At 65.2% G+C, this 12,893-nt stretch carries 9 protein-coding genes; 6 read left to right on the top strand and 3 right to left on the bottom strand.

Features of this window, described 5'->3' with window-relative positions:
* The first annotated feature begins 51 nt into the window (after positions 1–51).
* Together C7450_RS20410 and C7450_RS20415 are read left to right on the top strand one after the other, a co-directional pair.
* Positions 52–1,473: a lipopolysaccharide biosynthesis protein gene (locus C7450_RS20410; RefSeq protein ID WP_110376277.1), complete on the top strand. Its 1,422-nt coding sequence runs from the start codon at positions 52–54 to the stop codon at positions 1,471–1,473.
* A 157-nt stretch (positions 1,474–1,630) separates the two neighbouring features.
* Positions 1,631–2,485 carry a L,D-transpeptidase gene (locus C7450_RS20415; RefSeq protein WP_110376278.1) on the top strand — a complete coding sequence of 285 codons (855 nt, stop codon included), beginning with the start codon at positions 1,631–1,633 and terminating at the stop codon, positions 2,483–2,485.
* A gap of 80 nt (positions 2,486–2,565) precedes the next feature.
* Here the strand turns inward: C7450_RS20415 and C7450_RS20420 are convergent, their stop codons facing one another.
* A complete protein-coding gene (locus tag C7450_RS20420; protein ID WP_110376279.1) occupies positions 2,566–3,309 on the bottom strand; it encodes a DUF2076 domain-containing protein in 744 nt (247 codons plus the stop codon).
* Between the two features lie 162 nt (positions 3,310–3,471).
* Positions 3,472–4,827, bottom strand: a complete 1,356-nt coding sequence (gene aptA / locus C7450_RS20425; protein WP_110376280.1) for an omega-aminotransferase AptA — start codon at positions 4,825–4,827, stop codon at positions 3,472–3,474.
* A gap of 291 nt (positions 4,828–5,118) precedes the next feature.
* Between aptA and C7450_RS20430 the strand changes: the two genes are divergently transcribed.
* Positions 5,119–5,997 (top strand): TIGR01459 family HAD-type hydrolase, encoded by an 879-nt coding sequence (locus C7450_RS20430; RefSeq protein WP_110376281.1) that lies wholly within the window; start codon positions 5,119–5,121, stop codon positions 5,995–5,997.
* A gap of 358 nt (positions 5,998–6,355) precedes the next feature.
* On the opposite strand, the gene C7450_RS20435 is transcribed toward C7450_RS20430, so the two are convergent.
* On the bottom strand, positions 6,356–6,742 hold the full coding sequence (locus C7450_RS20435) for a response regulator (protein ID WP_110376388.1): 387 nt from the start codon (positions 6,740–6,742) through the stop codon (positions 6,356–6,358).
* 375 nt (positions 6,743–7,117) lie between these two features.
* Here C7450_RS20435 and C7450_RS20440 point away from each other — a divergent pair, with 375 nt between their 5' ends.
* The 3 genes from C7450_RS20440 (at position 7,118) to ileS (ending at position 12,892) form a co-directional block, all read left to right on the top strand.
* A complete protein-coding gene (locus tag C7450_RS20440) occupies positions 7,118–8,194 on the top strand; it encodes a bifunctional riboflavin kinase/FAD synthetase (protein WP_245449984.1) in 1,077 nt (358 codons plus the stop codon).
* A gap of 179 nt (positions 8,195–8,373) precedes the next feature.
* The gene (locus C7450_RS20445; RefSeq protein WP_110376282.1) at positions 8,374–9,597 is read left to right on the top strand and encodes a methyl-accepting chemotaxis protein; all 1,224 of its coding nucleotides are present in this window, start codon (positions 8,374–8,376) and stop codon (positions 9,595–9,597) included.
* A gap of 301 nt (positions 9,598–9,898) precedes the next feature.
* Entirely contained in the window at positions 9,899–12,892 is a 2,994-nt protein-coding gene (gene ileS, locus C7450_RS20450) for an isoleucine--tRNA ligase (RefSeq protein WP_110376390.1), read from the top strand.
* The last annotated feature ends 1 nt before the right edge of the window (position 12,893 follow it).

Consider the following 12,893-nt stretch of genomic DNA (forward strand, 5'->3'; position numbering starts at 1 on the left):
GTCCAGCGCCCTTCAGACGGGCGCCCCGGTTGAGGTTCGAGACAAGACGGCATGACGATCATCCTGACCTTCGCCGTCAATTCCATCCTCAATTTTCTTCTGGGGCTCCTCGTCGCCAAATTCCTCGGCCCGGCCGAGTTCGGGCGCTATGCCATTGCCGCGGCGATCGCGACCGTCGTCAACACGGTCTGTCTGGACTGGCTGCGCCTTTCCGCCACGCGCTTCTACTCCGAGCGAACGCGGCGGGAGGAACCGGCGGTTCGCGCGACCCTGGAAGCGACCTTCGGCATCATGGCGCTGGCCGTCTGCCTCGGCGCGGGCCTTGTCATCCTCTCCGGCGTGGACACCGGTTTCAGCCCGGGCCTGATTGCCGCCACGGCGGCGATGTGCATCGCCATCGGCATCTTCGATTTCCATACGGCGCTTGCCCGCGCCCGGTTTCTGGAACGCGGCTATGCGCATCTCGTCATCGTCAAGAACGTCGCGCTGTTCATCCTCATGGTCGGCAGCGCCATGCTGTTCGAGAACGCCGCAGTCGTTGCCTTCGGCTTTGCCGCCGGGTCGCTGATCGCCATCGTCGTCGGCCGCATCGCTCTCGCGGATCCCGGGCTCACCCTAGGGGCGGCCCGGCCCGCGCTGGCGCGCACATTCCTCGCGTACGGCCTGCCGCTCGTCGGCGCCAATGCCATCTTCCAACTCATGACCATCCTCAATCGCGGCGCGGTCGCCTCACACTACGGTTTCGCGGAAGCCGGCTATTTCTCGCTAGCAGCCGACCTCGGCATCCGCATCTTCGCGGTCGCCGGCTCGGCGGTCGACATCCTGTTGTTTCAGCTCGCCGTCCGCACGGACGAGACCCATGGCCGGGAGGCCGCGAGCCAGCAGGTGTCACGCAATCTCGTTGTCATCCTCGCCTTTCTCGCACCGCTTGCCGCCGGCTATTTCGTGCTGTTGCCGCCTTTTCAGGCGGTATTCGTGCCGTCCGACTTCCGCGGACCCTTCGCCACCTATTCGTTCGTGCTCATCCCCGCGCTCCTCTCCTTCTCGCTGCTGCAGTTCGCGCTGAACCCGGTCTTCCAGATCCGGAAGCGCACCACCCCGGTCATCGTCGCGGCGGCCTTCGGCCTCGCCGTCAATCTCGGGTTGATGACCATCCTGCCGGCCACATTCGGCCCGGTCGGCTTCGCCCTGGCGCAGATGGGCGGCATGCTGGCCGCGCTCGCCCTGACCTTCATGCTCGCGTTGCCGCTGATGGCAGGACGGCCGCCGCTGAAGGATCTTCTGGTGATCCTCGGCGCGACCGCACTCATGGCTGCGGCCGTCTGGCTGCTGCGCGCCTTCGACAGCGCGCTTCTCGCCCTGATCCTCGGCCCCGTCCTCGGCGGCGCGATCTACGCTGCCCTTGTCCTCGGGCTCGACGTGGCGGGCCTCCGCGGCGCTGTCCTGCAACGGCTCAAGGGACAGCGATCCTGATGGTCCCTGCCGCACGCGGGCGGTTGCGCAAGACTATCCTAACCTTGTCCGCATTTTCACCGCCGTGACAGCGCAAGGGCCGGTATTTCGGTAAGTCTGGATTCACCACCCAGCGCCCTATCCTCGCCCGTGCGGATATTTGTAACGAGGGCAGCCGATGCGCCATTCCCTATCTCTATCAGCCGTCGCGCTGACGTTAGGCCTCATTGCGCCATCGCTCGCCTTCGCCCAGCAGGCGGGCTATCCCGCGTCCCGCGGCAATCTCGGCGGCGGCTTCCTGGAGTTCCTGGCGACAGGCGGGCGACAGAGCGTAACCCAGGCACCGGAGTACTATTATCAGCCTGCGCCGCCCGTTGGCCCGCGATCGCGAGCGCGCCGTGCAGCCTATGGCGAGGAGAGCCTGCCCGTCCAGCGCGACCCGCTGGCGGAAGCCCTGGATAGGCGGCCCCCACGGGATTATTACAATAACCCGCAAACAGGCGGCGGCTATGGTCGGCGCATGCGCACTGCGAATGTGCCGCCTGATAACGTCAACGCGCGCCGCAGCTACGCGCCGCAGGCCGAGATCGCAGGCCGCCTCCAGCGTCAGGAGGTCGACTATGACGGCCAAGAAGCGGCAGGCACCGTCATCGTCGATACCCGCGCCCGGTATCTTTACCTCGTGCAGCCCGGCGGCCGGGCCATCCGTTACGGCATCGGCGTTGGCCGCCAGGGATTTACCTGGAAAGGCCGCGAAACTGTCAGCATGAAGCGCGAATGGCCGTCGTGGCGTCCGCCGGCGGAGATGCGCAAGCGCCGCCCCGACCTGCCGCAGTACATGGAAGGCGGTCCCAACAATCCGCTCGGCGCCCGGGCGCTCTATCTCGGCAACACGCTGTTCCGGATCCACGGCACCAACGAGCCGCACACGATCGGCCAGGCCGTCTCGTCCGGCTGCATCCGCATGATGAACAATGACGTCATCGATCTCTACAACCGGGTCGGGATCGGCACGCGCGTGGTCGTGAGTTAGACCACGTCATTGGGCTTGCTTCACGCCAACCGAGGCCCAGATTGTCGCCCTCCCCCGGCGGGAGAGGGCTGGGGGTTGGGCTACAGCCAATCCGACGTATCGCTGCCGGTATCGTAGCCGCCGTCGTCGTCATCGGAATCGTCGTAGTTCGCTTCATCGATGCGCGGATCGTCCGCCTGGTCCCGATCGTCGGCGGTGTCGTTGGCTGGCGTGGCCGAAGCGGTGTCGGCCGCCGGCTGGCTCGGGGTCTGCGCCTGCGCCTGGCCATGGGATCCCAAACCGAAGGCACTGGCGAGCAGATTGCCGGCAACGAGGCCACCGGCGACACCAGCCGCGGTTGTCAAGGCTGAGGACAGGAAGCCGCCGCCGCCACGTTGCCCCCACGGCCCATTGCCGCCAGCGCCGAAGCCCGGTGCATTCGCGCCGCCCCATGGGCCTGACGCCGGCTGCGCGCCCTGGGCATCCACCCCCGTGGGACGAGATCCGGCCGCGGGTTCCGGCGCCGCAGGCGGAGCGCTTGGATGTGTCGGAGCGCTGGAGGCGCCGCCGCCGAACAATCCGGAGAGAAAGCCGCCCGCTTGCTGGGCTTGAGGTGCATTGCGCGCTTCCGCGAGCTCAGCCTCGAGCGCGGCGACACGCTGGTTGAGATTGGCCAGCGCCTGTTCCTGCACGTGCACGACCTGGGCCAGGATATAGGGGGCGGCAGGCTGCGCGGCGACACGTTCGCGAATGAAGGCTTCCGCCTCGGGATCGCGCGGCTGGTTGTCGGCCTGACGGAGGCGATCGAAGATGCCGCCGATAACTTCCTTCTCCTGCTCGTTCATCGCGCTTGTTCCCTTGTCTCACGCGCGGGTAAACCCCGCCGAATCGCGGGTTTTAATACCGGAAAGACGTGACGAAATTCGGACCGAACAAGGGCGCCGCGCAGGGGGCAAGACAGGGGGCAAGACGCGAGGCGTCCCTGCGCAGGGACGCCCCGTTCACACTCACGCGACGGCGCGGATGACCGCCTTGAGCTTGTCGGCGATTTCGCCGATCTGGCTTTCGCTGATGATCAGCGGCGGCGACAGGGCAATGGTATCGCCCGCCGTGCGGAACATCAGGCCATGCTCGTGGAAAGCACGATCGAGCGCCTCGTAGCCACGCGTTCCCGGCGCGCCGTCGCGCGGCTTGAGATCAATGGCGCCGACGAGGCCGATCGAGCGAATATCCTCGACATTGGGCTCGCCCTTCAGCGCGTGGATGGCATCGGCCCAAACGGGCTCGAGCGCCCGGGCCCGCTCGAACAGGCCTTCGTCGCGATAGATATCGAGCGTGGCGAGGGCCGCCGCACAGGCCAGCGGATGGGCAGAGTAGGTATAGCCATGCGTCAGCTCCACGGCATGCGCGGGACCGCCCTGCATGAAGGCCTCGTAGATGCCCCTGCGCACAAAGCAGCCACCCATCGGCACCGTGCCGGAGGTCACGCCCTTCGCGAAGGTCATGATGTCCGGGACGACCCCGAAACGCTCGGCCGCGAAGCTCGCACCCAGGCGGCCAAAGCCGGTGATGACCTCGTCGAAGATCAGGAGGATGCCGTGCTTGTCGCAGATCTCACGCAGGCGCTTGAGGTAGCCCTTCGGCGGTGGCAGCGCCCCGGTCGATCCGGCCATAGGCTCCACGATGACGGCGGCGATCGTCGAGGCGTCGTGAAGCCCGACCAGGCGCTCCAGATCATCGGCGAGATCAGCGCCCCATTCCGGCTCGCCACGGGAGAAGGCCTGCTCGTCGCGGTTGTAGGTGTGACGGAGGTGATCAACGCCCGCGAGCAAATTGCCGTAGAGCTTACGGTTGGCGACCATGCCGCCGACCGCGGTACCACCGAAGCCGACGCCGTGGTAGCCGCGCTCGCGGCCGATGAGGCGCGACTTCGACCCTTTGCCCTGCACGTTCCAATAAGCAAGCGCGATCTTCAGAGCCGTATCGACCGCCTCGGAGCCGGAATTGGCGAAGAACACATGGTCGAGATCGCCAGGAGCGAGCGCCGCGAGACGGGCAGCCAGGGTGAAGGCCTTGGGGTGGCCGAACTGGAAGCTCGGCGCGTAATCGAGTTCGGCCGCCTGCTTCTGGATGGCGTCGACGATCGCATCGCGATTGTGGCCGGCATTGCAGCACCACAGGCCCGAGGATCCGTCGATGATCTTGCTGCCGTCATTGGCGATGTAGTGGATATCCTTCGATGTCACGACCAGGCGCGGCTTGGCCTTGAACGACCGGTTGGCCGTGAAGGGCATCCAGAAGGCCTCAAGATCGTTCGGAGTGGAAGGCGCCGATCGACCGGCGTGATCGTAGGCAGAGGACATGAAAAGGCTCCGTGGGTGACCTAACCACCACAAAATACCGCCATCTTCGCTCGCGCAGTCCGCTTGGCAGACTGGGAGCGGCGGGCTGGAACCCCTTCATGACACCGGCACCCGGGAACTTCAAACGCGATTTTGCCGATGGCCGCGTCGCCCTTGCCGCTGGCACAGGCGGTCGAGATGTATTAGGCGTGACAAATTCCGACAGTATGCTGATGCGACGAAAGCCACACCGGCCTCCAGTCGCTTTGTCATGAAATTTTATACCGAAGTGCCGGTGCGTAAGGAGAGATTATGTCAGACGCGGTGGGGCCCATTCCTGTGATCGAGGGCTTGTCGTCGGTCGCGGATCGCTACGACGTTATCCTGTGTGATATCTGGGGGGTCCTGCATGATGGCGTGCGCGCTTTCGCCGCAACGGGCGACGCCCTGAACCGTTTTCGGGCCAAGGGTGGCACGGTCGTCCTCATCTCCAACGCGCCGCGCCCGGGGCAGGATGTGCTGCCGCTCCTGGACACACTCGGCGTCCGCCGGGATGCCTATGACGACATCATCACCTCGGGTGACGTCGCGCGACGCAAGATCGCCAAGCACGGCAATGCGCCTCTGTTTCATCTCGGGCCGGAGAGAGACCTGCCGCTGTTCGAGAACCTCGACGCGCGCCTCGTCGCGATCGAAGAGGCGGAGTATGCCGTGTGCACCGGCCTGTTCGACGACAACCACGAGACGCCCGAGGATTACCGCGACCGGCTCGAGGCCATGCAGGCCCGTGGCCTGGCGATGATCTGCGCCAATCCGGACCTTGTGGTCGAGCGTGGCCATCACCTCATCTACTGCGCCGGTGCGCTGGCCGCGCTCTATGAAGCGCTTGGCGGCTCCGTCACCTATGCGGGCAAGCCCCATCGCCCGATCTACGAGGCCGCCTTCGCGCTCGCCTCCACAGTCCGCGAGGCCCCGGTGGCGGCCAATCGCGTCCTCGCCGTCGGCGATGCGATCCGCACGGACGTCGCAGGTGCTGCCACAATGGATATCGACGCGCTGTTCGTCAGCCGCGGCATCCATGCGCGCGAGTTCGCCGACGCGGCCGGGGCGCTCGACACCACCGCGCTCGGCCGCTGGATCCTGGATCAAAGCCACCATCCGGCGATGATGATCGACATGCTACGCTGGTAGGTCGCGACGCGGGCCGAAGGTCTCAAAGCCTCACGGTCACAAGGCCTCGCCGGCCCGCGAATTGTGCCGGGACAACTGCATCGGATCCGGTGCCTTGCAGCGGCCGACGTCGTCACCGGCCAGCCCCGCCATCGCCAGCCCCGCCATCGCAAGGGACGGCCGACCGGTGGAGCGCCTATGCGACGCCGGCTGTTCCAGCCGAGCCATCACAAGCCATGTAAGCTCCGGGGCCGGCGGTCGTCATGACTGACGCGGGCTCTCCGGCCCCAACATGGCCTCAAGTCATCTACAGGTAGAAAAAGCGAAATTCTACGGCGGACGTCGATGACAGGCGGAACTGCTTCCCAAACCCAGCTACTCAGCCATTACCGCAAGTTGCTTCGATCTTGGCCTTCAAAATCTGCGCGTTAAAAGGTTTGACGATATAGTTGTCGACCCCGGCGCGCTTCGCCGCGATAACGCTTTCCGTCTTGGATTCGGCCGTGACCATGATGAAGCGCATGGTGTTGAATGCCGGATTGGCGCGCACGAGCTGGACCAGCTCGAAGCCACTCATCGGTTCCATGTTCCAGTCGGAGATCACCAGCCCGTACTGCTTCAGCTTGAGCTTGGCGAGGGCGCTCTCGCCGTCTGGCGCTTCATCAATATCGTGAAAGCCAATCTGCTCAAGGAGATTCCGGACAATGCGGACCATCGTCTGGAAATCATCGACGATGAGAATCGGCATTGCAAAATCAAGCATCACGGCCAACTCCAAATGAATTCGTCATGCGGTATGGATCGGTTCAAACCGAACCGGGGACCGAGCAAGAAATGCAATTCTTCTTGCCCGCGCCAGCGCATTGATCAGATCACAGCCCCCGTCGGGGTTAATAGAGAAATGGCCGTGAGACGCAACCAAATCTTTACCGTACCCACACACCGCGAACGCCTCGCGTCCGAGGCCCTTGCCGCGCCCAGACCGTGAGCGCATCCACAAGAGCCCGAAGCCAGGCTCCTTCGCGCAACCAAATGTCTTCCCAACGCCAAATGTCGTCCTGACGCCAAATCTCTTGCGGCGACCTGCCGCTTGACCGCGGCATGGGCATAGGGGCAGGGTTCCGCGGCTGGCAGGCTTTCCATGTCCATAATTGACCGCAACCACACCATGACACACGATACCCCCTTCCTGATGACGCGATCGAGCACGCTGCCGGCAGGCCTCGCCAGCCCGATACTGGCCATCGGCAATTTCGACGGGATCCACCGCGGCCACCAGGCGGTCATCCGCACGGCCGTCGAACTGGCGAAGGATCGCGGCCGCCCGGCCAGCGCATTGACCTTCGACCCGCATCCCAGTCTGTTCTTCGCGCCGCAACGCCCGATGTTCGCGCTGACGCCCCTGCCGCTCAAGAAGAGGCTCTTGGCCTATTTCGGCCTGTCCGGCGCGATCGTCCTTCCTTTCGACCACAAGCTCGCGGCGACCACCGCGGAGGATTTCGTCGACAGGCTCCTGATCAGCGAGATCGGTGCGGCCGGCATCGTCATCGGTGGTGATTTCCATTTCGGCAAAGGCCGGGAGGGGTCCCCGGACTATCTGAGCAAGCGCGCGGCCCACCACGGCATCCCGGTTATCATGGTCTCGGCGGTCGGTGACGGCGAGGAAAACAACATGCGGGTGTCCTCCACCGCCATCCGTGAGGCTCTGGCACGCGGCGACGTCGGTTCGGCCAACAAGATGCTCGGCTACCGCTGGCTGGTCAGCGGCACGGTGATCCACGGCGACAAGCGCGGCCGGCTTCTGGGCTTCCCCACCGCAAATGTCCATTTGTGGAAAGACTTCGGCCTCCGCTACGGCATCTATGCCGTGCGTGTGCGCCACGACGACACAGTATTCGATGGCGTCGCCAGTTTCGGCCGTCGGCCGACCTTTGACAACGGCCCTCCCCTGCTCGAGGTTCATCTGTTCTCCTTCACCGGCAATCTTTATGATGCGGTGATCGATGTCGAATTCGTGGCGTGGCTGCGCAGCGAGGAACGCTTCGACGATGTGGATGCGCTCGTCGCCCAGATGCACCGCGATGCCGAGGCGGCCCGTCTCCGGATCGTTGAGGCGGACGGTGCCCAAAGGGACGGATCGATCATGTCTCTGATCGCTTCGCTGGCCGCTCCTGATCCAACCGAACGTCTGGCCGTTCCGTCGCCCTATTCCGCCTGACAGCTATTGGAAAGCTCAGGGTTCGCCGCGGCGAGACCAGGACCGCGAGAGCCGGGGACGGCGAGACAAAGAAGCGGCCAGCCCATAAGGCTTGCTGCAATTTCAGGTGGTATTCTCCATATTTTTTTAATCATGTTCGGTAATATGGACCATCCTTGTAACGGACGGTCGCTTTGCCAATGCCCCTGACCAAAATTGTGAAGGCCACGCCCGGCGAGCTCATTGTCCGTTTTGGCATCTTCTTTGTCGCTTTCGCGGCTGTGATGGCCGTCGCCCGGCGGCTCCAAGGCGAGATGTCCGTTGAATCCCTGGTTGCTATACTCCCGGTGGCGGCCGTGCTCGCGCTCATTCCGCTCCTCATGCCCGGGCCTTCCCGCAGTGCACTTGATGACCGCCTCATCGCGCTCGGTGACGGCGACCTGACGAGCCCGGTCCCGGAGGCCACGCGCGACGGTGAAGCGATACGGCTCGCGCAGGCGCTGGAGCGCGTGCGTCAGGACTTGCTCTCCGCGAAGGCCGCCGTCGCGAAGTTCACGGAGGCGCAGACCGCAGCGGTTCGCGAGAACCGCATCAGCCTTGATCCACGGGGCGTGGAGCGCCTGACGCGCTTGGCCAGTTCTGTCGCCGAGACGGCTCGCTCCATCGACATGTCCTCGAAAGAAACGAGCAATATCTGCGAAACGACCATCGCACGCATTCGCGAAAGCGTCCGCTTCGCCCATCTGTCCACCCATGGCGTCCAGACGGCTGCCGCCGCTGCCGTGGAGCTCACGAGTTCCATCAACGAGATCGGCCGCCAGCTCTCGCAGGGGTCCGATATCGCCGCCCGCGCCGTGCGCGAGGCCGAAGGCACGAGCGCGCTCGTCGGTGCGCTCGACCGGTCCAGCGCCAAGATCGGCGAGGTGGTGACGCTCATCACGGCCATCGCCGAGCAGACCAATCTGTTGGCGCTTAATGCGACGATCGAGGCCGCACGCGCCGGTGAGGCGGGGCGCGGCTTTGCGATCGTCGCGCAGGAGGTGAAGGCGCTTGCGAGCCAGACGGCACGCGCGACCGAGGATATCCGCGGCCAGATCAATTCGATGCAATCAGCCACAGCCCAGGCTGTCGCCGCCATCGGATCGATCACAGGCACCATCGCGTCGATCGACCGGATGACCATGATCATCGCCGACGCGGTCGGCCAGCAGAGCGCGGCAACCCAGGAAATCGCCCGTTCCATCGAGACGGCTGCGGCCGGAGCCGGCGAACGCAGCGACACCCTCGCCCTGGTCGAGCGGACAGCGGAGGACACCTCGCGCACCCGCGATGACCTCGCCCGCGGCGTCGCCAAGCTTCACGCGGACCTCGAGAGCTTCCGGGCGCATTGCGAGCGGCTTCTGGCCCCCTCGCAGAGCGCTTGAGGCGGGGGATCCCTCCCCTCCCGCCCGCCTCGCGCAATGGACCAATGACCAAAGCGCAGCCGTTGGATTGGCTATCCATCCGGTCTTTATTCCAGCGAAGGCTACTGCTAGAAGACCTTGCATGGACAGGTTTGTAGACACGAGGCGAATTAACAGCCCGGCTTTCGCCTGAGCGCACGGCTTCTGGAGCATCCATCTCCCGGGCCGCGCCTCGCGAAGGTCCGGGTTATCGTGGGCTGAAAAAGCCCATTCGCCACTTCCATGCTCGGCGCCCATGGCGCTTCCTCAACCGGCCAGGCTCATGACCGATTCTCCCGTTTCCCCCGCTGACACCGCCTCCTCTTCCGCACAGCGGGACTATTCCGAGACACTTTTCCTGCCCCAGACGGATTTTCCGATGCGCGCGGGACTGCCGCAGCGCGAGCCCGATCTGCTTGAACGCTGGAATCGCATTGGCCTCTACAAGAAGCTGCGGGCGGTCGGACGAGACCGCAAACGCTTCGTTCTGCACGACGGCCCGCCTTACGCGAACGGCAACATCCACATCGGCCATGCGCTGAACAAGATCCTGAAGGATCTCGTCACGCGCTCCCAGCAGATGCTGGACCATGACGCCAACTACGTCCCGGGCTGGGACTGCCACGGCCTGCCGATCGAGTGGAAGGTCGAGGAGCAGTACCGCGCCAAGGGGCGTGACAAGGATGACGTGCCGATCATCGAATTCCGCCGCGAATGCCGGGCCTTTGCCCAGCATTGGCTCGATGTCCAGCGCGAGGAGTTCAAGCGGCTCGGCGTGGAGGGCGACTGGGGCCATCCCTATGCCACCATGACCTTCGACGCCGAGGCGCAAATTGCCCGCGAGGTCATGAAATTCGCGGAGAGCGGCCAGCTCTACCGCGGATCCAAGCCTGTGATGTGGTCGATCGTCGAGCGCACCGCCCTTGCCGAGGCGGAAGTCGAGTACCAGGAACACACGTCCCAGACGATCTTTGTGAAATTCCCCGTGATCACCAGCACCGACGCCGCGCTTGTCGGCGCCGCGGTGGTCATCTGGACGACGACCCCCTGGACCATCCCCGCCAACCGCGCCATCGCCTTCTCGAAGAGCATCACCTATGGGCTCTACGAGGTCACAGCAGCGCCCGACGGCAACTGGGCCAAGGCCGGCGACCGCTATATCCTCGCCGACAAGCTGGCCGCGGAGATCTTCCGGGCCGCGAAGGTCGAGGCTTACGAGCGCCGGCGCGAAATCCCCGCCGCGGTGCTTGCCGGCATGCACGCAGCCCATCCGCTGCGCGGCCAGGGCTATGATTTCGACGTGCCGGTCGTTGCCGCCGACTATGTCACGGACGACGCCGGCACGGGCTTCGTGCATACCGCGCCCGGGCATGGCGCCGACGACTACATCACCTTCATCAACAACCGGGCGATCTTCGAGCGCGCCGGCACGCCGATCGTCCCGCATACGGTGGGGCCGGACGGCGCCTATTACGACCATGTGCCGCTGTTTGCCGGCGCCCGCGTGCTCGACGACAAGGGCAAGGAGGGCGATGCCAACAAGCGCGTGATCGACGCGCTCGCCGCGGCCAACGCCCTGATCGCGCGGGGGCGCCTGAAGCATCAGTATCCGCATTCCTGGCGATCCAAGGCGCCGCTCATCTTCCGCAATACGCCGCAATGGTTCATCGCGATGGACAAGGACATCGCCGGTCCGGGTGATACCTTGCGGCACCGGGCGCTGACGGCGATCGCGGCGACCGAATGGGTGCCCGAGACGGGCGAGAACCGCATCACCGGCATGATCCAGAACAGGCCGGACTGGGTGATTTCCCGTCAGCGCGCCTGGGGCGTGCCGATCGCCATCTTCATGCGCGAAGACGCGGCCGGCAATGTCATCGACCTTGCGCCGGGCCCTGGCTTCAAGGCCAACAAGGAGCTGGCGGACCGCGTCGGAGCGGCCTTCGTGGCCGAAGGCGCCGACGCCTGGTTCGCCGCCGATCCGCGCCGGTTCCTCGACGGTCTCGTCGACAACCCCGCGGACTGGACGCCGGTCAACGACATCCTCGACGTGTGGTTCGAATCGGGCTCGACCCATGCCTTCACGCTGGAGGTGCGGCCTGAGCTGAAGGCGCGCCGCGCCGTGGACGGCGGGCATGACACGGTCATGTATCTCGAAGGCTCCGACCAGCATCGCGGCTGGTTCCACTCCTCGCTGCTGGAGAGTTGCGGCACGCGCGGCCGCGCCCCGTTTGACATCGTGCTGACCCACGGCTTCACGCTCGACGAGCATGGCCGCAAGATGTCGAAGTCGCTCGGCAACACGGTCGCGCCGCAGGATGTCATCCGCACGGCCGGCGCCGATATCCTGCGCCTGTGGACGGCCTCGGTGGACTATTCCGACGATCAGCGCATCGGCCCCGAGATCATCAAAAGCGTCGTCGACCACTACCGCAAGCTGCGCAATACCATCCGCTGGATGCTCGGCACGCTGCACCACTTCAGGGGTCATGACATCGTCCAGGCGAGCGAGATGCCGGAACTGGAGCAGTTCATCCTGCACCGGCTCACGGAACTCGACGAAGAAGTGCGCAAGGCTTACGCCGCCTTCGACTACAAGCGCGTGGTCGCGGCCCTGTCGGTCTTCATGACGTCCGACCTGTCCGCGTTCTATTTCGATGTTCGCAAGGACGCGCTGTACTGCGATCCGGCCCATAGCCTGACCCGGCGCAGCGCGCTCACGGTGATCGACCAGGTCTTCCGCTGCGTCACCACCTGGCTCGCGCCGATCCTGGTTTTCACGACCGAAGAGGCATGGCTGGCGCGGTTCCCGTCGGACGAGGGCTCGGTTCACCTCGAACTCTTCCCGCAGATCCCGCCGGATTGGCGCGACAACGGCCTGAAGGCCAAGTGGGACAAGATCCGCCGCGTCCGCCGCGTGATCACCGGGGCACTCGAAGTCGAGCGCGCGCAGAAGCGTATCGGTTCGAGCCTCGATGCCGCTCCCATCGTCTTCATCGAGGATGCAGAGCTGATGGCGGCTCTCAAGGGCATCGATCTTGCCGAAATCGCGATCACCTCGGCGATCCAGGTGATTGCCGGCGTCGGTCCGGCGGACGGCTTCCGCCTTGATGACGTCGCGAGCGTCGTCGTCGTTCCGGGGCTTGCGGCGGGCCGCAAATGCGCCCGCTCATGGAAGATCTCGCCGGGGGTCGGCAGCGATCCGGACTATCCGGACGTGACACCCCGCGACGCCGAGGCTCTGCGTGTGTGGGACGCAGCCCACAAGCACGCATGAG

This window comes from Chelatococcus asaccharovorans, assembly GCF_003201475.1.
Classification (GTDB): Bacteria; Pseudomonadota; Alphaproteobacteria; order Rhizobiales; family Beijerinckiaceae; genus Chelatococcus; species Chelatococcus asaccharovorans.